This window comes from Streptomyces sp. NPDC091279 (genome assembly GCF_044757465.1).
GTDB lineage: Bacteria > Actinomycetota > Actinomycetes > Streptomycetales > Streptomycetaceae > Streptomyces.
In genome coordinates, this window is record NZ_JBIVVA010000011.1 from 178,777 (window position 1) to 205,044 (window position 26,268).

The window sequence follows — 26,268 nt, forward strand, 5'->3', positions numbered from 1 at the left end:
CTGGCGGCCGAAGAGGCCCGGGAACGACGACGGCCGGCGCCCGGCGGAGAGATCCGCCGGGCGCCGGCCGTGGAGCCGGTGAGCTGTCGCCCGGTTACTTCTGGGCCGCCCGGCGCCGGGCCAGCAGCACCGCACCGGCGCCGAGCCCGACCACCGCGACCGCCGCGCCCGCGAGCGGCAGGACCGAACCGGAACCGGTGCTCGCCAGGTCGCCGGTGAGCGTGGTCGCACCCGAACCGCCGGTCGTCGAGGAACCGCCACCGGTGGTCGCCGAGGCGTCGGAGCCGCCGGTCGGCGAGGCGGACGCGGCGGACGGGGTCGGGGCGGCGGACGACGTCGGAGAGGCGGACGGGGCAGGGGAGGCGCCGGAGCCGGTCACGTCGAGCCCGATCGCGGCCGTGTCGTTCGAGGCGACCTTGTCGAACGGCCGGGCCGGTCCCGCGAACGCGACCGAACCCTTGGCGCCGTCCACCTTCTTGTCGATGCGCACCGTGAAGTCGTAGGTCTCGCCGTGCCCCTCGTCGACCCACGACTGGCTGGTGCCGCACGAGTAACTGCCCGTCGCCAGCTTGTCGCAGAACCCGTCGGCCTTGGTGACCGTCGTCCCGGCCGGCAGCTTCACCCGCACATCGGCGGCCGACGTGTCCCGGTTCCCGAGCACCCAGGCGGGCCCGGCGTTGGTGAACGCGACCTTCAGGTGGACGGTGTCCCCGACCTTGCCCGTCAACTGCGCGCCGGTGACCTGGAAGTCGGCGGTGTTCTCGGTGGAGACGGTGGTGTCGACGACGCCGTACTCCTCACCGTCGGTCGCCGGGGTCTGGTCGGGCCGCTCGACGAGCTTGACGGCGGGAGCGGTGCCGCGCACCGGCTCCGAGGCGTTCTCGTCGGGACCCGCGTCCTCGGCCTCCACGACCATCCGCAGCCGGTCCTCCAGCGCGTGAGAGGTGGCCTTCAGCGTCAGCGCCTTCTCCGGCGCGTAGACGACACCGGGCTTCACGGTCTGGTCGAACTCGCAGACCGCCTGCGACTTGCTGGGCGCCTCGTCGTACGAAGGGACCTCGTAGCGAAGGCAGTTGGAGGGCAGATCGGTGTGGCTCAGGCCGCGCGTCACCTCGTAGGACAGGAAGACCTTGTCCAGCGGCTCGGTGCCGGTGCTGGTGAAGGTGGCCGGCACCTCGAAGGTGCTGCCGGTCTTGACGCCCTTGATCGGGTCGAACGCCCCGAAGGCGAACTCCGGGGTGGCGTCGTCGGCGACGGCGGGGGCGGCACCCAGGGCGAGCAGGGCGACGGCGCCGACCGCGCCGGTGGTCTGTCGGAACGTGCGGCGGCCGGTGCGGATCTGGACCATGTGGGGATCATCCTCGGTGAAACGTCGGCGGCAGGAGGGTGAAGTACAGGAGAACGTCGGCTCTCACCGCGTCAGACGACGAATTTTCCCGAACGGTTGTATGGAAGGGCGGGCCGTTTCCGTTTCTCCACACGCGCGCCGGACACATCCCGTTTTCTCGCCCCCCGGAGCCCCCGGAGCCCCCGGAGCCCCCGGAGCCCCCGGAGCCCCCGGAGCCCCCGGAGCCCCCGGAGCCGCCGATCTCGCTCAGGTCCCCTGCTGCCGCTCGTCCATCTCCGCCATCAACGCCTGGTGGCTGCGCCGGACATGCTCCCGCATCACCCGCTCCGCGCCGTCGCCGTCCTTGGCGTGGATCAGGTCGAGGACCCGGTGGTGCTCGTGGTCGGACTCGGTCAGCCGCCCGGGGCGCGCGAGCGAGGCCCGCACCAGCCGCGCGTACGCCAACTGGTTCATCAGGGTGCGGTAGTGGGCCTCCAGCTTGGAGTTGTCCGCGCCGACGACGATCAAGTCATGGAAGTCGTGCACCAGTTGGGCGTACCGCTCGGTGTCGCCCGCGCGCACCGCCTCGTCGGCGTCCCGCATGTTCCGCTCCAGGCGCTCCACTTCGGGCACGCTGCCCCGGAACGCGAGCAGCCGGGCCGCCGCGCCCTCCAGCAGCTCCTTCATCTGGAACAGCTCGGTGATCTCCCGCCGGGACGGCACGGCGACGAACGTCCCCACCCGGGGCCGCACCTCCACCAGGCCCTCGATCTGGAGCTGCTTGAGGGCCTCGCGGATCGGGGTGCGGCTGACGCCGAAGGTCTCCGAGAGGGCCATCTCGGAGAGGCTGGAGCGCGGCGGCAGCTCACCGCTGATGATCATCTGGCGCAGCTCTTCGGCGACCCGGGCCTGGAGGCTCGTGTGCTGCAACGGCTTCCGCTTGGGGCGAGTGGGTTCTTGCATGGTACGTGAACGTAATGGGGGGAGCTGCGCCCCGTCAACCGCACGTTGCCGCGCGGGCTGCCATGCCAGCCCCGGGCCGGTCATGAGCGCAGGACGAACGGGTCGCCGACCGGCTCCTCGCTGGTGTTGATCCACACGCTCTTCAGCCGGGTGTACTCACGGATCACCTCGGTGCCGTGCTCGACACCGGTCCCGCTGCTCTTGAAGCCCGACCGGGGGGACATCGGCGACATCGACCGGTAGGTGTTGGCCCACACGGTGCCCGCCTCCAGCCGGGACGCCATCCGGTGCACCCGGTTCACGTCCCGCGTCCAGACCCCCGCCGCCAGCCCGTACGCCGAGTCGTTGGCGATCCGCAGCGCCTCCTCCTCCGAGCCGAACGGCAGCACCGTGGCGACCGGCCCGAAGATCTCCTCCCGGCAGATCCGCATCCCGTTGTCCGTGCCGGTGAAGACGGTCGGGGCGTAGAAGTACCCGTCGAGCCCGGTGTCCGGACGCGCACCGCCGCACACCACCGTGCCGCCCTCGGCCCGCCCCAGCTCCACATACGACTCGACCTTCGCCAACTGCCCCGCCATCGCCAGCGGTCCCAGCTCCGTCGACTCCTGCGACGGGTCCCCGATCCGGATGGTGGCCGCGCGTGCCGTCACCCGCTCCAGGATCTCGTCGTACACGTCCCGGTGCACCAGCACCCGGCTGCCCGCCACACAGGTCTGCCCGGCGGCGGCGAAGATCCCGGCCACCACCCCCATCGCGGCCGACGGCAGATCGGCGTCCGGGAACACGATGTTCGGTGACTTCCCGCCGAGTTCGAGCGTGCAGCGCACCAGCCGGTCCGCGCAGGTGCGGGCGATGCGGCGACCCGTCTCCGTGGAGCCGGTGAACGTCACCTTCGCGACGTCCGGATGTTCGGTGAGCGGCGCGCCCGCCGTGGCGCCGAAGCCCGTCACCACGTTGACCACGCCCGGCGGGAACCCGGCCTCCTCGAAGAGCGGGGCGAGGGCGAGGAGCGACGCCGAGGTGTGCTCGGACGGTTTGACGACCACCGTGTTGCCCGCCGCGAGGGCCGGCGCGAGCTTGGTCGCGGTCAGCAGCAGCGGCGAGTTCCACGGGGTGATCGCGCCCACCACGCCGACGGGTTCGCGCAGGGTGTAGTTGAGCAGCTCGCGGCTCGCGCCCGGGATCACCTCGCCGTGGATCTTGTCGGCGAGGCCCGCGTAGTAGTGGAAGTACTCGGGCAGGCCCGCGAGTTGGGCGCGCATCTCGCGCAGCAGCTTGCCGTTGTCGAGGGTCTCGGTGCGGGCGAGTTCCTCCGCGTGCTCACCGATCAGCTCCGCGAGGCCGCGCAGCAGCCTGCCTCGGCGGGTCTGGCTGAGGTCGCGCCAGCGGGGGTCCTCGAAGGCGGTGCGGGCGGCGGCCACGGCACGGTCGACGTCCTCGGCGGTGCCGTCGGCGGCCTCGTACCAGGGGCGGGCGGTGGTCGGGTCGACGCTCTCGAAGTACCGGCCGGACACGGGGGCCGTCCAGGTCCCGGCGATGTAGTGCTGGTGGCGGGGGAGTCGGGTCATACGAGGGTCTCCTCGGTCGCGTCGCCGTGCTGGGCTCGGTCGACGGGCGGTCGCGGGACGGGTACGGCTGCTCGCGCCGGTGCGGCGGGACCGCGCGGCGCTGCGGCCCCGGGCCCCTTCAGCGGCGTCGCTCGGGTCGTGCGGCGAGGTGTTCCGGGGGCGCTTGGGCTCCCGTGTGCCGCAGGATCGCCGCGGTCAGTTCCGTCGGGTGCTCCAGCGGGAGCAGATGGCGGGCGCCGGGCACGACCTGGGCCCGGGCGCCGGGGATGCGGTCGGCCAGCAGCTGGGTCATCGCCGGGGTGGACCCGGGGTCGTCGGCACCGGTGATCGCCAGGGTGGGGGCGGTGATCCGGGGCAGCAGCGGCCACAGTTCGGCGTCGGCACCGGCGAACACCTCGTAGCAGGCCAGATAGGAGGTGCGGTCGTTGCCGAGCAGGGTGCTGAGGACGGACAGCGCCACCTCCGGCTCCCGGGCCCGCCAGGCGGGGGAGAACCAGCGTTCGGTGGCGGCCCGCGCCGAGCCCGCGAAGTCCTCCCGGGCCCGCCGGTGCCGTCGGGCCACCGCCGCCCGCTGGGCCGCGTCGCGTCCGGCGACCGAGCTGACCAGGGTGAGGGAACGCGTCGACTCCGGTGCGGCGAGCGCCAGTTGCTGCGCCACCAGGGCGCCAAGCGAGAAGCCGACCACATCGGCCGGGCCGGTCAGCAACTCCGCCACGTCCGCCGCGAGTTCACGCACCCCGACGCCGGGGGCGGCGGGCGGTGAGGTGCCGTGGCCGCGCAGATCGACCAGCGTCACCCGGTGCCGGGCCGTCAGCGCGGGCAGACACCGCGCCCACATGCGCCGGTCCAGGCCGACGCCGTGCAGCAGGACGAGAGCGGGGCCGTCGCCGTGCGTCTCGTGGCCGAGCGCCGCCACCGCGCTCACCGCTCGGTCGACAGCGGGGCCAGCCGCGCCTGCGGTCGGCCCTGCGCCGCCGCGGCCAGGCCGATCACGATCTCGTCGGCGCGCGGGCCGTCCGGGACCCGGACCTCGACCGACTGGTGGTGGGAGCGGATCGTCGCGTCCGTGATGTGCTTCAGCGGGATGTCGAAGACGGTCCCGGCCGCCGCGCGCTTCTCCACCGCCGGCAGCAGCGTCGTCGCCTCGGCCGCCCGTCGGAAGTGGTCGCCGAACTTGAGAGTGTGGATCAGCGCCGAACCGTGCTCGATCTCCCCGTCCAGGCCGACGATCGCCGCCTTCCCGTACGCCTCCACCGGCGCCCCCAGCGCCTCGACCACCCGGGGAGCGAGCAACTCGCCCAGTTTCGGGGCCACTTCGTCGATGCCGGGCAGCAGGTCGGTCACGAACCCCTGGCCCGCCCACGGGTTCTCGATCACCGCGAGCACCACCGCGGTGCGGGCCGGCGGGTCGACCGCACGGCCGCCCTCGGTGTGGATGTCCTCGGTGAAGGTGACGATCTTACGGACGTTCATCGGGCGTTCTCCAGCTTCTCCAGGTCGGCGAGGCGGACCACGGGGTCCGTACGCCGGTCTCCGATTCGGGCGTGGGGGCGCGGTCCTGACGCGGCGCCGGCGATCACCACCAGCTCGTCGGGCCGGGGCGCGTCCGGGACCCTGATCTGCACGGTCTGGTAGTGCGAGCGGGTCGCCGCCGCCGTCTTGTGCCACAGCGGCACGGTCAGCGGTTCGCCGGCCGGCAGCCGGTCGTCGCTGAACACGATGATCGAGGTGCCCTCCGTCAACTCCCGCAGGACGTTGCCGAAGTACGGGGTGTGGATCAGGGCGCCGCCGTGCTCGACCTCGCCGTCGAGCCCCACCACGGCCGCCTTGCCGAACGCCTCGATCCGCTCGACCCCGCCCAGCGTCTCGATCAGCCGCCCGGTCAGCAGCCGCGCCAACTCCGGTGCCAGCGCCTCCACTTCGGGCTGGAGGTCGGTGACGAAACCCCGCCCGGCCCACGGGTTGCGGACCACCGCGGCCACCGCGACGCGCCGCACCGGCACGGGCACCGGCCGCCCGACGTCCCGCAGCACCTCGTCGACGACGGTCACCACCTTGCGCAGGCCCCTCACGCGGTGAACTCCGGCATGACCTTCTCCGCGAACAGCTCCAGGCTGCGCATCGCCTTGCGATGGGCGAGGCCCGGGTGCGTGGTCCACAGCAGCAGATGCTCCAGGCCCACCTCGTCGCGCAGCTCGGCGATCTTCCCGGCGACATGCTCGGGCGTGCCGACCAGCAGGTTGCGCCCCTGGAGGAAGTCGAACGACAGCTCGTGCGCGGCGGTCAGTTCCTCACCGGCCTCCATCAGGTTGGACAGCCCCCGCCAGTGCATGATCCAGCGGTACGTCGTCATCAGCGCCTCCTCGAAGTCGGCGCGTGCCTGTTCCATGGTGTCGGCGACATAGACGTCCCGGACCAGGCCGATGCCCTCACCGAGCGCGTACGGCCGCCCCGACGCCTGGCTCGCCGTGGACCGGTACAGCTCGAAACGCTCCTTCAGGGCCGACACCGGCGGCAGCCAGAACATCCCCTGCACCCCGTCGGCCGCGGCCGCCGCGATCGACCGGGGACTGTCGATGACCTGCCACAACGGCGGATGCGGGCGTTGCAGCGGGGCCGGCGTGACCTGCATCTTGGTGATCACACCGTCGGCCGTGTAGGCGTCGGTCGCGGGGGAGAGGGGGTGGTTCCACTTCACGCCCGGCGCGGGGAACTCGTAGCAGCGGCCCCGGTGCGCGAAGAACTCGCCGCTCCACGCCTTGCGCAGCACCTCCACCGTCTCGTCGTACAGGGCCCGGTTCTGCTCCTGGTCGCGCGGGTCGGCGAGGGCGTTGAGGTTCAGCGCCTCACGGCCGTACAGGCCGCGGCCGAGGCCGACCTCGACGCGGCCGCCGGAGAGCTGGTCGAGCATCGCGATGTCCTCGGCGAGCCGCAGCGGATGCCAGAAAGTGGCGATGTTCGCGGCCTGCCCGATCCGGATGCGGTCGGTGCGGGCGGCGATGTCCGTGCCCATGAGGACCGGGTTCGGGGTGATCTCGATCGCCTCGTGCCCGAAGTGGTGCTCCGTGTACCAGGTGGACCAGAAACCGGCCTGCTCCGCCGCGATCGCGAACTCCCGCGCCTCGTCCATGACCTGGGCGTACGCGCCGAGCCGGCCGGGCGCTCCGAGGTTGTGGAATATCGAGAACCGCATCCCGTGACCCTCCCTCTCTCGCTGTGCCATGGCAGCGAGGCTAGGAGTCCGACTCTGGGGCGTCAAGGGTTAACGCCCGAGAAACAAGCCTGACCTGTGTACTTGATGAACGGGTCGGCGCTCGCCGGCGTTTCCTGTTCGGGGTATTGACAGGGGGCGACCCCCTCCCTACGGTCCTCTGCCATACAAGAGCTGACTGAGGGAATCTGCCATGACCCACACTCTTGACCGCACCGCCCCCGCCGACCGCACCGCGCTGATCCGCTCCGCCTGGCGGTCCGCCTGGGACCTCGGAGACGTCGGTGCCCTGGACGAGCTGCTCAGCCCCGCCTACGTCCGGCGCCGTGGACCCGGTGCCCGCGTCCAGGACCGTGACCAGTTCAAGGAGTCGATCCGGGCCGTGCGCGAGGCGTTCCCCGATCTGCGCACCGAGATCGAGGACGTCGTCGTGGACGGCGACCGGTACGCGATCCGCTGGCGCTCCACCGGCCGGCACACCGGCACCTTCCTGGGCGTGCCGCCCACCGACCGGTCCGTCGAGGTGTCCGGCGCGACCTTCGCCCGCTTCGAGGACGGCGCCGTCGCCGAGGAGTGGGTCACCTTCGACAGCCGTCAACTCCTCGAAGCCCTCGGCATCGTGACGACCCTTCAGCGGGCGGCCGTCGATCCCGACCTGGTGCGCGGGGTGCACCGCAAGTTCATCACCGGCGTCACCGTCGTGACGACCGACGACGCGGGAACGCCCAAGGGGCTCGCCGTCAACGCCTTCTCCAGCATCTCGCTGGACCCGCCGACGGTCCTGGTGTGCGTCCAGCACAGCTCGTCCACCCACCCGGCGCTGCACCGGGCGAGCCACCTCGGCATCAGCATCCTCGCCGCGGACCAGCTGGACGTGGCGAAGACGTTCGCCACCAAGGGCGGTGACAAGTTCGCCGCGATCTCCTGGACGCCCGGCAGATTCGGCGCGCCGCTGATCGACGGCGCGTGCGCGCAGCTGGAGGTGGAGATCGGGGAACGCCTGGAGGCGGGTACCCACACCGTGTTCACCGGCCGGGTCGTCTCGGCCCGCCACGACGACCTCGCCCCGCTCGTCTACAGCGGCGGAGGCTTCTTCGACATCTCACGGACGGCACCCCTGCCGTGGTGAGCCGCGCGACCGCAGCGACCTGGAGCACGCCATGACAGACCGGACCCCGACACCGCTCTACGGCAGCGCGGTCACCAAGGTCGAGCCGTTCGGCGTCGACCACATCCCCGACAACGAACGCCACGGCAGGCCGAGTTCACAGTTCTTCGTGTGGTTCGCGGCCGGGCTCAACTTCCCGATCATCCTGCTCGGCTTCAGCGCGGCCTGGTTCGGGCTGAGCTTCGGGGCGGCCGTCACCGCGATCGTCGTCGGCGCGGCGGCCGGGTCGGTGCTGATGGCCGTGATGTCCCGGATGGGCGTCCGGCTCGGGGTGCCGCAGCAGATCCAGGCGCGCGGCCCGCTCGGCTTCTTCGGCAATTTCCTGCCGGTGGCGTACATCAACGTCTTCGCCGGCGTCGGCTGGGCCTCGGTCACCGTCATCCTCGGCGGCAAGGCGTTCGCGGAACTGACCGACCTGCCGTTCTGGCTGTGCGCCGGAGCGCTCACGGCGGTCGAGCTGGTGGTGGCGGTCTACGGCTACAACATGATCAACTACCTTCAGAAAGTCCTGACGTACGTCCTGACCCCGCTCTTCGCCCTGATCACCGTGGTCGCGGTGGCCCGCGGCGGCGCCGTCTTCCGCGCCGATCCGCACGCCGCCGGATACATCGGCGCAACCGGCGGCTGGGTCACCTTCTGCGGCTGGTTCCTCTCCTTCCTGGTCGCGTGGGCGCCGTTCGCCTCGGACTACTCGCGCTATCTGCCGGACACCCCGCAGGTGATCGCCCGCACCTCCTGGTACACCGGGCTCGGCAACTTCGTCACCATCTGCTGGCTGGGCATCCTCGGAGTGGTCGTCGGGGGCAGTGCCGGCGGTTCGGACTCCATCGCCGCGCTGCACGAACTGGCCGGGCCGTTCGCCGTGCCCGCCCTGATCGCCGTCGGCCTCTCGGCGCTCGCGCAGAACTTCCTGAACGTCTACGGCGGCGCCATCTCCGTCCAGACGCTCAAGGTGCCGGTCTCCCGCTCGCAGGCGGTCACCGTCATCTGCCTGCTGGCCTACGGGATCAGTCTGTGGGGCGCGTCGGGCACGGAGGACAAGTTCAAGGTGTTCCTCAATCTGACCGCGTACTTCATCGCGCCCTTCGCGGCCGTGCTGCTCCTCGACTTCTACCTCGGCGGGCGCCGCGACCCGGCCCGGATCGCGGAACTCTACGACCGGCGACGGGTGTTGGACTGGGGCTTCGTCGCCTGGGCGGTCGGGGTCGCGGCCTCGGTGCCGTTCTGGCAGTCCAGCCTCTACACCGGACCGTTCGCGGCGGCCCATCCGGGCGCGGGCGACCTGAGCATGTTCGTGGCGGCCGGGGCGGCGACCGCGGTGTACCTGCTGTCGTACCGGCTCAAGCCGCTCTGGATACGGGGGAGTTCGGGGCGTCCGACGGAAGAGGTGCTCAACGAGCCTACGCGCAGCGTCTCTTGACGGTCCGTCAGGGCCGGGCATCCCTGCCGAGGGGAGCCCGGCCTTTCGGCTGCCCCGGCCCCGGCCGCAGCCCCGCGCGCTCTCGCCCTCCGGCGAACCGGCGCTCCCTTGCCAAGTGCCGTACGGGCACGGGTGATCCACCGGCTTACGCGGACCTTCCACAGCGGACATCGGGCCGTAACGCCCCGGCTGTCTACTCGTAGGCAACAGTGATTCACCACAGTGGACACCCGATGGGTGAGCAAGGAGGGACCCATGGCGGTCGAAGGCCCCGATCTCGCCGAGTCGGTCCGCGCCGACGGCATCGAGTTCGTGCTCGCCGTCTTCGTCGACCTGACCGGCAAGCCGTGCGCCAAGCTCGTCCCCGCCGAGGCCGTCGAGCAACTCCGCGACGAGGGCGTGGGGTTCGCCGGATACGCGGCCGGCGCGCTCGGCCAGCAGCCCAGCGACCCGGACGTCGTCGCCCGCCCCGACGCCCGCTCGTACACGCCGATCCCCTTCGTGAAGCCGGGACTCGCCCTCGTCCACTGCGACCCGTACGTCGAGGGCGAGCCCTGGCCCTACGCCCCGCGCGTGATCCTGCGCCGCCAGATCGAGCGGGCCGCCGCCCGGGGGCTGAACCTGATCGCGGGCGCCGAGGTCGAGTACTTCCTCGTCGACCGCGACGAACACGGCGTGCTCCGGGTCGCCGACCGACGGGACACCGCCGCCCAACCCTGTTACGACGCACGCGGGTTGACCCGGATGTACGACCACCTCACCGCCGTCTCCGGCGCCATGAACACCCTCGGCTGGGGCAACTACGCCAACGACCACGAGGACGGCAACGGCCAGTTCGAGCAGAACTTCCGGCACGCCGACGCCCTCACCACCGCCGACCGGGTCATCACCCTGCGGTACCTGGTGTCGGTGCTGGCCGAACAGCGGGGCATGACCGCGACGTTCATGCCGAAGCCGTTCACCGACCGCACCGGCACCGGACTCCACCTCCACCTCTCCCTCTGGCGCGGCGAGGACCCCGCGTTCCCCGACCCCACCGACGCGCGCGGCCTCGGACTCTCGCCGCTCGCCTACTCCTTCGTCGCCGGAGTCGTCGAGCACGCCCGGGCGTTGCAGGCCGTCATCGCGCCCACCGTCAACTCCTACAAGCGCACCGGCGCCGTCGCCACCCGCTCCGGCGCCACCTGGTCACCCCGGGTGGCGAGCTACGGCGGCAACGACCGCACCCACTTCGTGCGCGTCCCGGACGGCCACCGCGTCGAACTGCGCGGCGGCGACGGCGCCGCCAACCCCTACCTCGCCGCCGCCGCTGCCCTCGCGGCGGGCCTCGACGGCATCGACCGCGGCCTCGACCCGGGCGAGCCCGGCGCCCTCGGCAAGGGCCCGCAGCTCCCGCCGACCCTGCTGCACGCCGTCGAGGCGCTCCAGGCCGACGACGTCGTCAGCGGCGCCCTCGACGCGGCCGGACCCGGCGTCAGCGGGTACTTCGCCGACCTCAAGCGCGAGGAGTTCTTCGACTGGCACGCCACGGTCGGACCGTGGGAGCTGGACCGCTATCTGACCGCGTTCTGAAGGGACTTGAGATGTGCGGAATCGTCGGGCTGCACCTGCGTGAGCCCGCCCTCGCACCACGCCTCGGTGAACTCCTCACCGCGATGCTCGGCCAACTCGCCGAACGCGGACCGGACTCGGCGGGCGTGGCCGTCTACGGCGACCCCCGGCTCTCCCCGCCGGGCCGCACCGTCGTCTCGCTGCTCGGGGTCACCCCCGCCGAGGCGCGGGCCGCGCTGCCGGGCACCGTCGCCCTCGCCGCCGACGCCACCACCGTCGTCCACGGCGACGACGACCTCCTCGCAGCCGTCGCCGACCGGCTGCCGCACGCCACCGTCATCGGCTCAGGCACCGGCATGGCCGTCCTCAAGGGAACCGGAAACCCAGTGGAGTTGGCCGACTCCTTCGCGCTGGCCGAGGTCACCGGATGGCAGGGCGTCGGACACACCCGGATGGCCACCGAGTCGGCCGTCACCCCCGAGGGCGCCCACCCCTTCTCCGTCGGACCGGGACAGTGCCTGGTGCACAACGGCTCCTTCGCCAACCACGCCACCGTCCGCCGCGAACTACGCGCCAAGGGCGTCCCGTTCGACAGCGAGAACGACTCCGAGGTCGGCGCCCGCTTCGTCGCGCACCACCTCGCGCGGGGCGCCGACCTGGAACAGGCGCTGAAGCTGCTCTGCCAACGCTTCGACGGCTTCTACACGTTGCTCGTCTCCACCGGCGACTCCTTCGCCGTCGTCCGGGACGCCATCGCCTGCAAACCGGCCCTGATCGCCGAGACCCCCGCGTGGGTCGCGATGGCCTCCGAGTACCGCGCGCTGGACGTCCTGCCCGGCGTCGAGCACGCCCGCATCTTCGAACCCGAGCCGGAGCAGGTGTACGTATGGCGACGCTGATCGACCTCGCGAAGACCCCGGTCCGTGAACTCAACCAGGCCCTGCACACGCCGGACGCGACCTCCTGGCAGGTCCTCAACCCACGGGGCGCACATGCCGTGGCCTGCGGAATCCGGGACGACCTCACCATCGACATCGACGGCCACGTCGGCTACTACTGCGCCGGGATGAACCAGCGGGCGACGGTGACCGTGCACGGCAACGCCGGGACCGGGGTCGCCGAGAACATGATGTCCGGCGTCGTCCGGGTGCGCGGGAACGCGTCCCAGTCGGCGGGCGCCACCGCACACGGGGGGCTCCTCGTCATCGACGGGGACGCGGCCGCGCGGTGCGGGATCTCCATGAAAGGGGTCGACATCGTCGTCGGCGGCGACGTCGGGCACATGAGCGCGTTCATGGGACAGGCCGGGCGACTGGTGGTGTGCGGGAACGCCGGGGACGCGCTCGGTGACTCCCTCTACGAGGCACGCCTCTATGTGCGGGGCGCGGTCACGTCCCTCGGGGCGGACTGCGTCGAGAAGGAGATGCGGGCCGAACACCTCGCGGAACTCACCGAGTTGCTCACGGCGGCCGGGCGGGACGAGAACGCCGGGGACTTCCGCCGGTACGGGTCGGCCCGGGAGCTGTACCACTTCCGGGGCGACAACTCAACCGCGTACTAGGCCCGTTGAGGGGATGCCCGTCCGCCGTCCCGCCCCTTCGTATCTCTCTCAGAGGAGTTGTGACCTTGGAACCCTCGTCCCACGGCCTGCGTGAGTCGGCGACGTTCGACCGGGCCGCCATCCACGCCATCCAGCGCGCCGCCGAGACCGGTGTCTATGACATCCGGGGTTGGGGCGCCAAACGACGCCTCCCGCACTTCGACGACCTGCTGCTGCTCGGCGCCTCGATGTCCCGCTACCCGTTGGAGGGGTACCGCGAGCGGTGCGACACCGACGTGCTGCTCGGAACCCGGCACGCCAGGAAGCCGCTGCGGCTCGCCACCCCCGTCACCATCGCCGGGATGAGCTTCGGCGCCCTCTCCGCGCAGGCCAAGGAGGCGCTCGGCCGGGGCGCCAGCGAGGTCGGCACCTCGACCACCACCGGCGACGGCGGGATGACCCCCGAGGAACGCGGCCACTCCCAGCACCTGGTGTACCAGTACCTCCCGTCCCGCTACGGCATGAACCCGGACGACCTGCGCGCGGCCGACGCCATCGAGGTCGTCCTCGGACAGGGCGCCAAACCCGGCGGCGGAGGCATGCTGCTCGGACAGAAGATCACCGAACGCGTCGCCGGGATGCGCACCCTGCCCGTCGGCGTCGACCAGCGCAGCGCCTGCCGCCACCCGGACTGGACCGGACCCGACGACCTCGCCATCAAGATCCTCGAACTGCGCGAGATCACCGACTGGGAGAAGCCCGTCTACGTCAAGGTCGGCGCGACCCGCACCTACTACGACGTCAAGCTCGCTGTGCACGCGGGCGCCGACGTGGTCGTCGTGGACGGCATGCAGGGCGGCACGGCCGCGACTCAGGACGTCTTCATCGAGCACGTCGGCATCCCCACCCTGGCCGCGCTGCCCCAAGCGGTGCGCGCGCTCCAGGAGTTGGGGGTGCACCGGGACGTCCAGCTCATCGTCTCCGGGGGCATCCGCTCCGGCGCCGACCTGGCCAAGGCGCTCGCCCTGGGCGCCGACGCGGTCGCCATCGGCACGGCCGCCCTCATCGCCCTCGGCGACAACCACCCGAAGTACGACGCCGAGTACCGCGAACTGGGCTCCGCCGCCGGGTACTTCGACGACTTCCAGGACGGCCGCGACCCGGCCGGCATCTCCACCCAGGACCCCGAACTCGCCGCCCGCCTCGACCCGGTGGCCGCGGGCCGCCGCCTCGCCAACTACCTGCGCGTGATGACGATGGAGGCGCAGACCCTCGCCCGCGCCTGCGGCAAGTCCCACCTCCTGCACCTCGAACCCGAGGACCTGGTCGCCCTCACCGTCGAGTCCGCCGCCATGGCCCGCGTCCCCCTCGCGGGCACGGACTGGATACCCGGAGCCTTCCGGTGATCGCGGTCGTCGGCGCCGGGCTGATGGGCGCCGCCACCGCCTGGCAACTGGCCCGGCGCGGCCACGACGTCACCCTCGTCGAGGCCCACGACATCGGCCACCGGCACGGCAGTTCGCACGGCACCTCCCGGATCTTCCGCCGTGCCTACGCCGACCCCTTCTACGTACGGCTGACCGGCCGGGCCCACGAGGAGTGGCGGGAACTGGAGAACGACAGCGCAACTCCCTTGCTGCGCACCACCGGTGGCCTCGACCTCGGTGCCACCCGCGACCCGCACGCCCTGGCCGCCGTCCTCGCCGGCACCGGCGTCCCGCACGAACTCCTCGCCGCCGAGGAGGCGTCGGAGCGCTGGCCGTACATCCACTTCGACGGGCCCGCGCTGTTCCACCCGGACGCCGGAGTCGTCGACGCCGACCGGACGGTGGCCGCCTGCGTGCGGCGGGCGGTGCGGCACGGGGCCCAACTCCGGGTCGGCGTACGGGTGGAGGGGATCGACGTTCGGGGCAAGGCGGTCGTGCGGTGCGACGACGGCCGGGACCTCACCGCCGACGTGGTCGTCGTCGCGGCGGGAGCGTGGCTGCCCGACCTCCAACTGCCGCTGCCGTTGCCGTCGTTCACCATCACCCAGCAGCAGGTCTTCCACTTCCGGCAGCGCCGGCCCGCCGACGCCTGGCCGGTCCTGGTGTCCAAGGACGCCTCGATGCAGGTGTTCGGGCTGCCGTCCGGCGGCGACGGCGGACCCCGGCCCGCGGTGAAGGTCGCCGAGCACGACCGGGGCACCCGCACCACCGCCCGCACCCGCACCGGCGTCGTCGACCCGGCCTCCCGCGCCCGGATCGGCGCCTTCGTGCGCGACCGGCTCCCGGGGCTCGACCCCGCCCCGGTCGCCGAGGCCACCTGCCTCTACACCAGCACCCCCGACGAGGACTTCGTCCTGGACCGGCACGGCCCGCTGGTCGTCGTCTCGCCGTGCTCGGGACACGGCGCCAAGTTCGCACCGCTGATCGGCGCGATGGCCGCCGACCTCGCCACCGGCCGCGCCGCACCCCACCCCCGGTTCCGCCTCGGCCGCACGGGCTGAACCCGGCGTCGGACGGCTGCGCACGCCCCCTGCTCCTCGGGAGGGCTGCCGGGCCGTGGCCGACCTCGTCCGACCGCTTAGGATGCGCCGATGACCGAGCACCATGAACCCGCCGAGGGCGCTGTCGACGCCGACGACAAGGCGCTGGAGCGGATCATCGCCGTCCGGGCCCGCGAGTACCGGCAGGCGGCCGGAGTCTCGGTCGGCGAGATGGCCCAGCGGGTCGGCATCTCCAAGGCGATGCTGTCGAAGATCGAGAACGCCCAGACCGCGTGCAGCCTCACCACCCTCTCCCGGCTCGCCCGCGGCCTCGACGTCCCCGTCACCGCGCTGTTCCGGGGCCTGGACGACGAACGCGAGGCGGTCTTCGTACCGGCCGGGCACGGCGCCCGGATCGTGCGGCGCGGCACCCGCGTCGGCCACGAGTACGCGCAGCTCGGCTCGTTGCGCGGCAGCCACAAACGGATGGACGCCCTGCTGGTCACCCTCACCGAGTCCAGCGAGGTCTTCCCGCTGTTCCAGCACGCGGGCACCGAACTCCTCTACATGCTGGAGGGCGTCATGGTCTACGGCCACGGCAGGTCCAGCTACACCCTGCGCCCCGGCGACGCCCTCCAGTTCGACGGCGAGGCCCCGCACGGCCCGGAACGGCTGCTCGAACTGCCGATCCGCTTCCTCACCGTCACGTCCTTCGGCGACAGCCCCCAGCACTGACCGCACGAGCGCACCCGGCGGCGAACGCCGGCCGAGCGGAGGCCGATCCATCGGAGTCGGCACGCGGTGATCACGTATCGAGTTGATCAAGTAGCGCGATGCCACAACCGGCCGTGATACAAGCGGATCATGAACAACTCTCGCCCGTACGCAGCCAGGACCGGCGCCCGATGACCGCCGGCATCGACACCCCGGACAGCCGTGGCCGCACCGGACTGCACCGCACCGGCCTCGACCTCACCGGCAACCCGCGCGTCAAGGTCAGAGACGTGCGGCTGCTCTCCAGCCACTGGTACGTGGAACGTTCCACCACCTACGACCTCCAGCGCACCGACGGCACCTGGAGCACCCAGGAGCGCGAGACGCACGACCGTGGCAACGGCGCCACCATGCTGCTCTACGACGCCGCCCGCGAAACCGTCCTGCTCACCCGGCAGTTCCGCTACCCCGTCTACGTCAACGGCCACCCCGACGGCATGCTCGTCGAGACGCCCGGCGGACTCCTCGACGACGAGGACGAGCACCCCGAACACGCCGTCCGCCGCGAGGTGGTGGAGGAGACCGGCCACACCATCGGCGAGGTGCGGCACGTCTTCGACGTCTATATGAGCCCCGGCTCGGTCACCGAACGCGTCAGTTTCTACGCGGCCGAGTACACGTCGTCCACCCGCACCCACGAGGGCGGCGGGCTCGACGAGGAGGGCGAGGACATCGAACTCCTCGAACTCCCCTTCCGCCGGGCCCTGGAGATGATCCGCAGCGGCGAGATCGCCGACGCAAAGACGATCATGCTGCTCCAATGGGCGGCACTGGAGGGGCCGTTCAGCCGCTGAGCCACCCGGCTCCCCGGCCCCGGCCCACCCCGCCCGACGCCCACCGGACCCGGTCGGGCGGGGTCAGTGCACGCTGCCCACATGGGCCAGCGCCTGCTTGAGCAGCACGCCGTGACCGCCCGGCATCTCGCTCTGCACCGCCGGCGACAGCGCCTCCTGCGGGCTGAACCACACCAGGTCCAGGGCGTCCTGCCGGGGCCGGCAGTCACCGGTCACCGGCACCACGTACGCCAGCGACACCGCGTGCTGGCGCGGGTCGTGGTACGGGGTGACGCCCTGGGTCGGGAAGTACTCGGCGACGGTGAAGGGCTGAAGCGCCGCCGGAATCCGGGGGAGCGCCACCGGGCCGAGGTCCTTCTCCAGATGGCGCAGGAGCGCGTCCCGCACCCGTTCGTGGTGCAGCACCCGCCCCGAGACCAGGGTCCGGCTGACCGTTCCGTCCGGTCCTATGCGCAGCAGCAGGCCGACGCTGGTGACTTCACCGCTGTCGTCGACCCGTACGGGGATGGCCTCGACGTACAGGATCGGCATGCGGGCGCGTGCCATTTCCAGTTCGTCGGAGGTGAGCCAGCCAGGCGTCGTTTCCGTCATGTCAGACATTGCTTGATCATACTTTCAGGAGGGTTCGGGGCGGCGGTGGACCCCGCGAACATCGTTCGCCGCCGGGGCGTCACGGTTTGACCGCGACCGCGCCGTACTGCGGAACGACGGCGGGGGAACCGGCCTCGGCACGCCACCGGGAACACGGCACCAGGCCGGGCTCCAGCACGTCGAGGCCGTCGAGGAAGGAGGCGATGTCCTTTCCGCTGCGGGCGGTGATCGGGGGCGTGGCGTTCTCGTTCCAGAACGCCATCGCCGGGATCTGGCCCTCGCCGCCGACCTCGGCGTCGAAGGTGGGGTGGGTGAGGACCAGGAAGCTGCCCGACGGCATGACGTCCATGATCCGCCGGGCGACGTCCCGGGCCTGGTCGGTGTCCGGGACGAAGTTGAGGATGCCGAGCATCATCACCGCGACCGGGCGCGAGAAGTCAAGGGTGGCACCCGCCCGTTCGAGGATGGCGTCCGGGTCGCGCACATCGGCGTCGATGTAGTCGGTGACGCCCTCGCGGGAGCCGGTGAGCAGGGCGCGGGCGTGGACGAGGACGATCGGGTCGTTGTCGACGTAGACGATCCGCGCGTCGGGCGCCACGCGCTGGGCGATCTCGTGGGTGTTGTCCGCCGTCGGCAGTCCGGTGCCGATGTCCAGGAACTGCCGCACCCCGTGCTCCTCGGCGAGGAAGCGCACCGCCCGGCTCAGGAACCAGCGGTCCGCGCGGGCGATGTCCCGGATGATCGGGAACATCCCGGCGACCTGCTCGCCGACCTTCTGGTCGACCTCGTAGTTGTCCTTGCCGCCGATCCAGTAGTTCCAGACGCGTGCGTTGTGGGCCACCGCCGTGTTCAGTCTCGTCGACCCGCTGGACGGGGTGTGGCTCTCACTCACTCGCTTGCTCCTTCTCGCACCGCCTGCGGCCTTCGCCGCCATTGTGCATCCCGTTGACCAGGGTGTCCCGGGAATCGGCCGATCAGGTGTGCGGAACGGAGACCTCAGTCGATCTCGGCCGGCTCCCCGGCGGGCGTCTTCCCGGCCTGGACCTCCTGGAGGCGCGCGGTGCCCCGTTCGACGGCGGCCTTCAGGGAGTCCTCCTCGTCGCCGCCGAGGCCGCCCGCCGTGACGGTGATCGCGTCCGTGCCCACGCGCACGGCGGCGACGCCCAGGGTGAGGGTGGCGGGCGTGCCGTCGACGGCGCCCTGGACGGTCACCCGCAGCCCCTGCCGGGCGTCGCCCTTGTCCGGCGGCGCCTCGTCGACCACCTGGACCGTGCGTCTGCCGGCCTTCCCACCGGTCACATCGAACGAGGCACACGTGGCGGGCAGCGACTTCAGCCAGGTCAGCGCGGTGTCGAGCGGGGGACGGTCGTAGGCGGCGACCTGATAGAGCAGCCGGGACTGGCCCTGTGTGAAGCCGGTGAGCGCGGACGCCCCGGACGGCTTGCCGAGCAGCTTCTCGCCGTTGAGGGTGTCCAGCAGCTTCTGGCAGTCGGCCGCGTTCGCCTTCCCGGTGAGCAGCGCGGCCACGTCGACCTTGCCGACGAGCAGGCTGTCGCGCCACTTCCCGGCGCCCTTGACCTGCGTCCAGTCGTCCTCGACGTCCCCCTCGGTGATCAGCGCGGCACGCGCCCCGGCCCTGGTCAGCCGCATCGGCGCCGAGGCGGTGGGGGAGGCGGCACGGGACCGCTCGGCGAGCGGCGAGGCGACGGCGTCGGAGGCCGCCGCCTCCTCGTCGCCGTTCGAACAGGCCGCGCAGGTCAGCAGCGCGCCCGCGGCCACGGCGGACGCGAGCACACGGGCGGGGCGGGACGGGCGACGGACCATCGCGGATGCCTCCTCGGCACGAGTCGTGCCCTCAGCGCACCATCGGGCCCGGGCCGCCACCAGCGCACACGACCGTACGGGTGAGCGGGATCAGGAGGCGTCCTCGGGCCGGTGGCGCGGCCGGTGCGGGAGGTGGAGGTGGTGCGCGGGACGGTCCGGCCCCTCGTGCCCGACGCGGGTCGAACGGTCCTGCTGCCCGGGCTCGTCGACCCGCACCCGGCGCCCGCCGCAGCGGGGACAGACCGCGTCGGTGAGCGGCGAGCGCACGGCCCGGCCCGCCTCGTCCACGTACTCCTGCGTGGTGCCGCCCGCCGGGTCCAGCGCGTCCGTGAAGAACAGCAGCTCGAACGTCGCCTGCCAGCCGTACCCACAGGTCCCGCACGTGAACGCGTAGGTCTCCGGCACCTCGGGGGACTGCTCCGACATGGCACCGACCTCCGGCTCGGGGCGACTGCACCCAGCGCACAACGACGCCCCCCGCCCGGCAACTCGAACGCCCCGCCCGGCATGCCCGCCGCCGCGCCCCCGACGACACTGGCCGCAGGCCGACGCGAAGGAGCGATGATGCTGCCCGGATTCCTCACCAGGGCGGTCCAGTCGCTGCTCGCCCGCGAGGGCCGCTCCCTGCACCTGAAGGCGGCCGGCACCGCGACCCTCGTTCTCCTGGTGGTGGCGCTGATCGGCGCCTGGGCGGTCGTCTCCGCCGAACACGGCGCCGCCCGCGCCAACCTCCTGACCTACCCGCAGGGCCTGTGGTGGGCGATCGAGACGGCGACGACCGTCGGATACGGCGACTTCTACCCGGTCACCCTCGGCGGCCGGCTCATCGGCACGGTCGTGATGATCGTCGGGATCACCACCTACGGCATGGTCACCGCCGCCCTCGCGACCTGGTTCGTCGGCCGGGAGCAGCAGCGCCGCCACCGCCTCGCGCACGGCGCCCGTGAGATGAGCGAGGAGACCGCCCGCGCCCTGCACGAACGCTTCGACCGGCTGGAACGGATGCTGGCGGGCAAGGGCGAACAGCGCTGAGCCGTCGCTCGCGGGGCGGGCGGAGGGCCCGGACGGGGGAGGGGCTGCCCCGGAGGCAGGGGGTCAGTTCTCGCGGGGCAGGTTCTCGGCCTCGAACATCCAGCGCTGCTTCTCCAGTTCGGCGGTGAGCGAGATCAGCAGGTCCTGGCTGACCGGGTCCGGCTTGTCGGTCGCGGCGATCCGCTCCCGCAGCCGTCCGATGGCCGCCCCCAGCGTCTCCACCATCAGCTGGACCACGTCGTTGTCCCGCAGCCAGCCGTTCTTCGGGCTCGGCAGCGTGAACGCGGCGGCGACCGTCTCCGGGCGCCCGTCCGGCGCCACCCCGAGCGCGGCGGCGCGCTCCGCGACGGTGTCGGCGTAGGCCCGCGCCGTGTCCACGACCTCGTCCAACTGGAGGTGGACCGAACGGAACCGCGGTCCGACGACGCTCCAGTGCGCCTGCTTGCCGATCAGCGAGAGCCCGAGCAGATCCACCAGGGTGCCCTGCAACGCCTCCCCGGTGATCTGGCGGTCCGACTCGGGCAGCGTGCTCTTCACCACGGTCATGAAAGCGACTCTCCTTCGGTGTCACGGGGCCGTCCGGCGCTGAGTGCCGGGGGCCTCGGAGCGCGGGTGCCCGACCCGAACCGGTGCAAACACCACCCGGCCGTGCGCCGGACCGCCAGGGCCGCCGGGGGCCACCTGTCGAGACGCTCCTTACGCAGTCCAGTTGTATGGACATAGCATCGGTCTCCGCATGGACACGATGACCCTCTCTCACCTCACCGGCTGGGAGTTCGCCGCGCTCGCCGCCGCCGCGCTCCTCGTCGGCTTCTCGAAGACCGCCGTGAGCGGCGCGAACACGGTGAGCCTCGCCGTCTTCGCGGCGATCCTGCCGGCCCGCGCCTCCACCGGCGTCCTCCTGCCGATCCTGATCTTCGGCGACGTCCTCGCCGTCCTCACCTACCGACGGCACGCCCACTGGCCCACCCTCTGGCGGCTGTTCCCCGCCGTCGCCGGGGGCGTGCTCGCCGGGACACTGTTCCTGGTCTGGGCCGACGACGAGGTGGTCCGCACCTCGATCGGCGCGATCCTGCTGCTGATGGCCGGGGTGACCATCTGGCGCCGCCGCCGGGCCGAGGCGGACCAGGAACCCGACTCCGTCACCACCCGCTCCGGCCGTGTGAAGGCCCGCTCCTACGGCGTCCTCGGCGGCTTCACCACGATGGTCGCCAACGCGGGCGGGCCCGTGATGTCCATGTACCTCCTCTCCGCAGGCTTCCGGAAGCTCGGCTTCCTCGGCACCTCGGCCTTCTTCTTCCTCATCGTCAACGTCACGAAGGTGCCGTTCAGTGCGGGGCTGGGGTTGATCGACGGGCAGTCGTTGCTGCTCGATGCCGCGCTCGTGGTCTTTGTCGTGCCCGGTGCGCTGTTGGGCAAGTGGGCCGTGGCCCGGATCAACCAGCGGTTGTTCGAACGGATCGTGATCGCGGCGACGATCGTAGGCGGGTTGCAGCTGCTCCTACGGTGAGGTGCGCCGGGACCTCGCCCTCGAACGCCGGACGGGCTGAATGCGGCTGGCCCGCGTTTGCCGCGCGCCCAAGGAACCTGGGGGCTGCGCCCCCAGACCCCCCTTCGGCCTGAACGGCCTCGTCCTCGAACGCCGGACGGGCTGTTGATGCTGACCCCGGCTGTATGGGGTTCCCCCACCCCGTACCCTCGCCTCATGTCCCCGCATGTGTTGGTCCTCGGTGGGACCGCTGAGGCTCGTGAACTGGCTGGTGTGCTTGCCGGGGTGGGTGGGGTGCGGGTCACGTCGTCGTTGGCCGGGAGGGTGTCGCGGCCGGGGGCGCTCGCGGGGGACGTGCGGGTCGGGGGGTTCGGCGGGGCGGAGGGACTGGCCGCGTGGGTGCGGGCGGAGGGCGTGGATGTCCTCGTCGACGCCACCCATCCCTTCGCCGAGCGGATCACGGCCAACGCGGCCCGGGCCGCCGAGGTGACGGGGGTGCCCGCGCTGGTGTTGCGCCGGCCGGGCTGGACGGCCGTTCCCGGGGACCGTTGGCATCCGGTTCCGTCTCTCGCGGGTGCCGCCGATGCTCTGCCCGCCCTGGGGCGCCGGGTGCTGCTCACCACCGGGCGGCTGGGGCTGTCCGCCTTCGCGCACCTGACGGACCTCGACTTTCTCGTGCGGTGCGTGGAGCCCCCGCAGACGCCGATGCCGCCGCACACCCGGGTGCTGCTCGCCCGGGGGCCGTTCACCGTCGCCGACGAGACGGAGTTGCTGCGGGAGCAGCGGATCGACGTTCTGGTGACCAAGGACAGCGGGGGAGCGGCGACGGCGGCCAAGCTCACGGCTGCCCGCCGGCTCGGTGTGCCGGTGGTGCTGGTGACCCGGCCCGCCCTCCCCGCGGGCGTGACCGCCGTTGCGGAGGTGGCGGGAGTTCTTGAGCTGCTGGACCTTGGCGGACGGTGACGGCCGGAGGCGTTTAAGGGGCCGTCTAAGGGGCCGTCAGTTCCGGGGCGCGTGCGGGGAGGCCGCCGGCCAGGTCCTCGACCATGAGGCGCTTGGCGATCGCGTCCACCGCTGCCCGCAGCTCCTTGCCGGTCGGGCGGCCGATGTCCTCCTGGACGCGGCCCTCCAGCCAGGTGCCCCAGGCCTTGGTGATCACCTCCGCCTCGCGGGCGCCCGCCGCCGTGTGCGAGAGCAGCGAGCCGGTGCGGGTGAGGTAGCCCTCGTCGACCATGCGGTCGAAGACCGGGAACAGCACCTCCGGCGGCAGATGCCGACGCGCGGCGATCAGACCGAGGCTGGCGTGGCCGACCAGACGGGTGTGCAGCTCGACCTGCATCACGGCCCACGCCCCGGCGACGTCGAGGCGGGTGTCGGATTCCCCCATGATCCGCCGCGCGGTCTCCAGATCGGTGCCCTTGATGATCTTTCCGACGGACGCTTCGAGGAGCCGTTCCGAGCCGCCGCCGTGCGGTGAGGCGAACCCCTCGCCCATGTCCGTCGAGCCCATCCGCGCGCTGTCGCGCAACTGCACCTGCTTGAGGAACAGGGCGACCACGAAACCGACCCCCGCGACCGGGACCGTCCACAGGAACACCGTCTGGATGGTGTCGGCGTAGGCGTTGATGATCGGCGCCGCCGTCGCGGAGGGGAGCCGGTGCAGGCCCTCGGGGCTGGTCGCGGCCTGGGTGAGGGCGGCCGGGCCCAGGGTGGAGGTCGTCCGCGCGGCCGAGGCGATCCCGTCCTTGAGGTTCGGGGTGAGGGAGTTGGTGTAGATCGTGCCGAACACCGCCGTGCCGAACGAGCTGCCCAGCGTGCGGAAGAAGGTGACGCCGGAGGTCGCGGTGCCGAGGTCGGCGTACTCGACGGTGTTCTGCACGGCGATCGTCAGCACCTGCATCGACAGGCCGATGCCGGTGCCCAGCACGAACATGTACAGCGACTCCAGCCACGGCCCGGTCGACGGCCCCATCAGGGACATCAGATACAGGCCCACGCCCATCACCACGGAACCCGCGATCGGGAACCACCGGTACTGCCCGGTCTTGCTGACGACGTTGCCGCTGAACACCGACGCGATCAGCAGCCCGATCACCATCGGCAGCGTCCGCACCCCGGACACCGTCGCCGAGTCGCCGTCGACGTACTGGAGATACGTCGGCAGATAGGTCATCGCGCCCAGCATCGCGAAGCCCACGACGAAGCTGAGGACCGAGCAGACCGTGAACACCGGGTTCGCGAACAGCCGCATCGGCAGCATCGGTTCGCTCGCCCTGGTCTCCACCCAGCAGAACAGGGCGAGCGCGACGGCGCCGCCGACGAACAGGCCGATGATCGTGGCGGAACCCCACGCGTACTGGTTGCCACCCCAGCTCGTCGCCAGGATCAGCGCGCTCGCGCCGACCGCGACCAGCGCGATGCCGAGGTAGTCGATGACCGGCCGGGACGCCGACCGCACCACCGGGATGGTGCGCGCCGCCGCCACGACCACGACGACCGCGATCGGGACGTTGACGTAGAACGCCCACCGCCACGTCAGATGATCCGTGAACAGCCCGCCGAGCAACGGCCCGATGACCGTCGCCACACCGAACACGGCACCGATCGCGCCCTGGTACTTGCCCCGCTCGCGCAACGGGATCACATCGGCGATCAACGCCATCGCCGTCACCATCAGCCCGCCCGCGCCGATGCCCTGCATCGCCCGCCAGCCGATCAGCAACGACATGTTGGTGGCCAGGCCGCACAGGAACGACCCCGTGATGAACACGATCGCCGAGACCTGGAAGACCACCTTCCGGCCGAACAGGTCGCCGAACTTGCCGACCAGCACCGTCGACACGGTCTCCGCGAGCAGATACGAGGTGACCACCCACGACATGTGCTCGGCGCCGCCCAGGTCCGACACGATCGTCGGCAGCGCCGTGCCGACGATCGTCTGGTCGAGGGCGGCCAGCAGCATGCCGAGCATGATCGTCACGAAGACGACGTTGCGGCGCCGTTTGTCCAGGACGGGAGGCTGAGCTGCGGCGGGCGGTGCGGTCTCCTCGGTCACGGTCATCTGGTCACGATCACACCGAGGGGGCCGACCCGCATGCGGTACCGGTCCGCCCGGGTGGCGTTCAGCCCTGCCCGGGGTTGCGGCGCAGCAGATACGTGTCCATGATCCAGCCCTTGCGCTCACGGGCCTCGGCCCGCACCGCCTCGATCCGCGGCCCGGCCTCGGCGAGCGGCCCGGCGACGAGTATCTCGTCCGGGGTGCCGATGTAGGCGCCCCAGTAGATGTCGATGTCCTGGTCCGCGTACGCCCGGAACGCCTGGTGGGCGTCGAGCATCACCACCACGTCGTCCACCCCCTCCGGGAACCCCTCGGCGAGCCGCCGCCCGGTGGTGATCTGCACCGGCCCCGCCACCCGGTTCAGCCCCGTGCGATGCCGGGCGACCAGCGCCGAGACGCTGCTGATGCCCGGCACGACGTCGTACGTGAAGTCCACGGCGCCGCGCGCGAGGATCTCCTCCAGGATGCCGAGCGTGCTGTCGTACAGCGCCGGATCGCCCCACACCAGGAACGCGCCGCTCTCCCCCTCGCCCAACTCCTCGGCTATCAGCCGCTCGTAGATGTCCGCCCGGGCCCGCCGCCAGTCCCCGACGGCCGGGGAGTACGCCGACCCGCCCGCCGTGCGGTCCCGCTCCGGGTCACGCGCCTCGACCACCCGGTACGAGCCCGGCTCCACATGCGCGTCGAGCAGCTCGCGGCGCAGCCCCGTCAGGTCGGCCTTCACCTCGCCCTTGTCCAGGACGAAGAACACGTCCGTGCCGCGCAGCGCCCGCACCGCCTGAAGGGTCAGCTGCTCGGGGTCGCCCGAACCGATACCGATGACATGAATCTTTCGCACACGTCGAGTCTGCCGCACCCCACTGACAACGGCCGCACCGCGTCCGTCAGCCCCGCAGCACCGGCGCCCGCGCCCCCGCGTCGACGACCACGCCGGTCGCCTCCACCTCGGCGGCCAGCGCCCGCGCCCAGCGCACCACGCCGTCCAGATCCATGCCGTACGGCCGCGCCGAGCCCGTCTCCCGGGCCCACTCCTCGACGTTCCCCGCGCCGCGCCGCAGCAGCCGTACGCCGCCGGTGAGATTCCCGCGGGCGGCGTGCGTGAGCCCGACGGCGACCTGGGCCAACGCCCGCCACAGCCCCCGTTCCGTCTCGGGACCCGACTTCCAGGCGTCCTCGAACACCTCGTGCGCGTGGAACGGCTTCCCCGCGTCCAACAGCTCCTGCGCCTCGACGACGGTCAGCTCAGGAGCCCGCACGACGCCCTCGGGCTGCCGCCGCACCCCCTGCGTCCCGTACGGCATCGGCCGCCCGAGCCCGTCCCGTGGCCGCGCGTTCCGCGCCCGCCCCTCGTCGTCCCGGTCCCGCGCTCCGCCGCCGTCTCCCGCACCGCTCATACCGCCGATTGTGCCCCTCGGGGCCCGGCTTCGGCAGGGCCCCCGACGTGGGGTAAAGTGCTGTCCGCACGATCACGCGGTCCACCGCGCGAGACGC

At 72.1% G+C, this 26,268-nt stretch carries 27 protein-coding genes; 12 read left to right on the forward strand and 15 right to left on the reverse strand.

All coding sequences use genetic code 11. From position 1 onward, the window contains the following. Nucleotides 1-94 precede the first annotated feature (94 nt). The 7 genes from ACIQOU_RS27135 to ACIQOU_RS27165 all read right to left on the reverse strand — a co-directional run bounded on the left by ACIQOU_RS27135 (nt 95) and on the right by ACIQOU_RS27165 (nt 7,051). Nucleotides 95-1,348, reverse strand: a complete 1,254-nt coding sequence (locus tag ACIQOU_RS27135) for a hypothetical protein (RefSeq protein ID WP_401540080.1) — start codon at nt 1,346-1,348, stop codon at nt 95-97. A gap of 246 nt (nt 1,349-1,594) precedes the next feature. After that, the gene (locus tag ACIQOU_RS27140) at nt 1,595-2,290 is read right to left on the reverse strand and encodes a GntR family transcriptional regulator (RefSeq protein ID WP_401540083.1); all 696 of its coding nucleotides are present in this window, start codon (nt 2,288-2,290) and stop codon (nt 1,595-1,597) included. Nucleotides 2,291-2,370: 80 nt separating this feature from the next. Then, on the reverse strand, nt 2,371-3,858 hold the full coding sequence (locus ACIQOU_RS27145; protein WP_401540085.1) for an aldehyde dehydrogenase: 1,488 nt from the start codon (nt 3,856-3,858) through the stop codon (nt 2,371-2,373). 118 nt (nt 3,859-3,976) lie between these two features. Further along, a complete protein-coding gene (locus ACIQOU_RS27150) occupies nt 3,977-4,783 on the reverse strand; it encodes an alpha/beta fold hydrolase (protein WP_401540088.1) in 807 nt (268 codons plus the stop codon). Then, nucleotides 4,780-5,331, reverse strand: coding sequence for an amino acid synthesis family protein (locus tag ACIQOU_RS27155; RefSeq protein ID WP_401540090.1), 552 nt, complete (start codon nt 5,329-5,331; stop codon nt 4,780-4,782). The genes ACIQOU_RS27150 and ACIQOU_RS27155 overlap by 4 nt, the downstream gene beginning before the upstream one ends. Further along, on the reverse strand, nt 5,328-5,930 hold the full coding sequence (locus tag ACIQOU_RS27160) for an amino acid synthesis family protein (protein ID WP_401540092.1): 603 nt from the start codon (nt 5,928-5,930) through the stop codon (nt 5,328-5,330). The genes ACIQOU_RS27155 and ACIQOU_RS27160 overlap by 4 nt, the downstream gene beginning before the upstream one ends. Further along, nucleotides 5,927-7,051 (reverse strand): LLM class flavin-dependent oxidoreductase, encoded by a 1,125-nt coding sequence (locus ACIQOU_RS27165; RefSeq protein WP_401540095.1) that lies wholly within the window; start codon nt 7,049-7,051, stop codon nt 5,927-5,929. The genes ACIQOU_RS27160 and ACIQOU_RS27165 overlap by 4 nt, the downstream gene beginning before the upstream one ends. A 211-nt stretch (nt 7,052-7,262) precedes the next feature. Here ACIQOU_RS27165 and ACIQOU_RS27170 point away from each other — a divergent pair, with 211 nt between their 5' ends. The 9 genes from ACIQOU_RS27170 to ACIQOU_RS27210 all read left to right on the forward strand — a co-directional run bounded on the left by ACIQOU_RS27170 (nt 7,263) and on the right by ACIQOU_RS27210 (nt 16,783). Then, a complete protein-coding gene (locus ACIQOU_RS27170) occupies nt 7,263-8,198 on the forward strand; it encodes a flavin reductase (protein ID WP_401540098.1) in 936 nt (311 codons plus the stop codon). Nucleotides 8,199-8,229: 31 nt separating this feature from the next. After that, nucleotides 8,230-9,657, forward strand: coding sequence for a purine-cytosine permease family protein (locus tag ACIQOU_RS27175; protein WP_401540101.1), 1,428 nt, complete (start codon nt 8,230-8,232; stop codon nt 9,655-9,657). 255 nt (nt 9,658-9,912) lie between these two features. After that, nucleotides 9,913-11,229, forward strand: coding sequence for a type III glutamate--ammonia ligase (glnT, locus tag ACIQOU_RS27180; RefSeq protein WP_401540104.1), 1,317 nt, complete (start codon nt 9,913-9,915; stop codon nt 11,227-11,229). 11 nt (nt 11,230-11,240) lie between these two features. Beyond that, nucleotides 11,241-12,107: a glutamine amidotransferase gene (locus ACIQOU_RS27185; protein WP_401540107.1), complete on the forward strand. Its 867-nt coding sequence runs from the start codon at nt 11,241-11,243 to the stop codon at nt 12,105-12,107. After that, nucleotides 12,095-12,769, forward strand: a complete 675-nt coding sequence (locus ACIQOU_RS27190; RefSeq protein WP_401540110.1) for a glutamate synthase — start codon at nt 12,095-12,097, stop codon at nt 12,767-12,769. Before ACIQOU_RS27185 ends, ACIQOU_RS27190 begins: the two co-directional genes overlap by 13 nt. A 59-nt stretch (nt 12,770-12,828) precedes the next feature. Further along, entirely contained in the window at nt 12,829-14,154 is a 1,326-nt protein-coding gene (locus ACIQOU_RS27195; protein ID WP_401540113.1) for an FMN-binding glutamate synthase family protein, read from the forward strand. Then, nucleotides 14,151-15,236 (forward strand): FAD-dependent oxidoreductase, encoded by a 1,086-nt coding sequence (locus ACIQOU_RS27200; protein WP_401540116.1) that lies wholly within the window; start codon nt 14,151-14,153, stop codon nt 15,234-15,236. Before ACIQOU_RS27195 ends, ACIQOU_RS27200 begins: the two co-directional genes overlap by 4 nt. Nucleotides 15,237-15,326: 90 nt before the next feature. Further along, nucleotides 15,327-15,950, forward strand: a complete 624-nt coding sequence (locus ACIQOU_RS27205) for a helix-turn-helix domain-containing protein (RefSeq protein ID WP_401540118.1) — start codon at nt 15,327-15,329, stop codon at nt 15,948-15,950. A 170-nt stretch (nt 15,951-16,120) separates the two neighbouring features. Then, a complete protein-coding gene (locus ACIQOU_RS27210; protein WP_401540120.1) occupies nt 16,121-16,783 on the forward strand; it encodes an NUDIX domain-containing protein in 663 nt (220 codons plus the stop codon). A gap of 63 nt (nt 16,784-16,846) precedes the next feature. On the opposite strand, the gene ACIQOU_RS27215 is transcribed toward ACIQOU_RS27210, so the two are convergent. The 4 genes from ACIQOU_RS27215 to ACIQOU_RS27230 form a co-directional block, all read right to left on the reverse strand. Beyond that, a complete protein-coding gene (locus ACIQOU_RS27215) occupies nt 16,847-17,374 on the reverse strand; it encodes an NUDIX hydrolase family protein (RefSeq protein ID WP_401540539.1) in 528 nt (175 codons plus the stop codon). Between the two features lie 79 nt (nt 17,375-17,453). Next, nucleotides 17,454-18,266 carry an SAM-dependent methyltransferase gene (locus tag ACIQOU_RS27220; RefSeq protein WP_401540123.1) on the reverse strand — a complete coding sequence of 271 codons (813 nt, stop codon included), beginning with the start codon at nt 18,264-18,266 and terminating at the stop codon, nt 17,454-17,456. Between the two features lie 104 nt (nt 18,267-18,370). Continuing rightward, nucleotides 18,371-19,198, reverse strand: coding sequence for a hypothetical protein (locus ACIQOU_RS27225; RefSeq protein ID WP_401540126.1), 828 nt, complete (start codon nt 19,196-19,198; stop codon nt 18,371-18,373). Between the two features lie 90 nt (nt 19,199-19,288). Next, on the reverse strand, nt 19,289-19,624 hold the full coding sequence (locus ACIQOU_RS27230) for a hypothetical protein (protein ID WP_401540129.1): 336 nt from the start codon (nt 19,622-19,624) through the stop codon (nt 19,289-19,291). A 138-nt stretch (nt 19,625-19,762) separates the two neighbouring features. Here ACIQOU_RS27230 and ACIQOU_RS27235 point away from each other — a divergent pair, with 138 nt between their 5' ends. After that, nucleotides 19,763-20,230 (forward strand): potassium channel family protein, encoded by a 468-nt coding sequence (locus ACIQOU_RS27235; RefSeq protein ID WP_401540542.1) that lies wholly within the window; start codon nt 19,763-19,765, stop codon nt 20,228-20,230. A 63-nt stretch (nt 20,231-20,293) separates the two neighbouring features. Here ACIQOU_RS27235 and ACIQOU_RS27240 read toward each other — a convergent pair whose 3' ends face one another. Then, nucleotides 20,294-20,776 (reverse strand): Dps family protein, encoded by a 483-nt coding sequence (locus tag ACIQOU_RS27240; protein WP_401540132.1) that lies wholly within the window; start codon nt 20,774-20,776, stop codon nt 20,294-20,296. Between the two features lie 190 nt (nt 20,777-20,966). Here ACIQOU_RS27240 and ACIQOU_RS27245 point away from each other — a divergent pair, with 190 nt between their 5' ends. Together ACIQOU_RS27245 and ACIQOU_RS27250 are read left to right on the forward strand one after the other, a co-directional pair. Continuing rightward, entirely contained in the window at nt 20,967-21,740 is a 774-nt protein-coding gene (locus tag ACIQOU_RS27245) for a sulfite exporter TauE/SafE family protein (RefSeq protein WP_401540135.1), read from the forward strand. Nucleotides 21,741-21,935: 195 nt separating this feature from the next. After that, nucleotides 21,936-22,682, forward strand: a complete 747-nt coding sequence (locus ACIQOU_RS27250; protein WP_401540138.1) for a cobalt-precorrin-6A reductase — start codon at nt 21,936-21,938, stop codon at nt 22,680-22,682. A gap of 25 nt (nt 22,683-22,707) precedes the next feature. Here ACIQOU_RS27250 and ACIQOU_RS27255 read toward each other — a convergent pair whose 3' ends face one another. The 3 genes from ACIQOU_RS27255 to ACIQOU_RS27265 form a co-directional block, all read right to left on the reverse strand. After that, a complete protein-coding gene (locus tag ACIQOU_RS27255) occupies nt 22,708-24,780 on the reverse strand; it encodes an MDR family MFS transporter (protein WP_401540140.1) in 2,073 nt (690 codons plus the stop codon). A gap of 61 nt (nt 24,781-24,841) precedes the next feature. Beyond that, the gene (gene cobF / locus ACIQOU_RS27260) at nt 24,842-25,615 is read right to left on the reverse strand and encodes a precorrin-6A synthase (deacetylating) (protein ID WP_401540142.1); all 774 of its coding nucleotides are present in this window, start codon (nt 25,613-25,615) and stop codon (nt 24,842-24,844) included. A 46-nt stretch (nt 25,616-25,661) separates the two neighbouring features. After that, nucleotides 25,662-26,171, reverse strand: a complete 510-nt coding sequence (locus ACIQOU_RS27265; protein ID WP_401540144.1) for a DUF309 domain-containing protein — start codon at nt 26,169-26,171, stop codon at nt 25,662-25,664. Nucleotides 26,172-26,268: the final 97 nt, after the last annotated feature.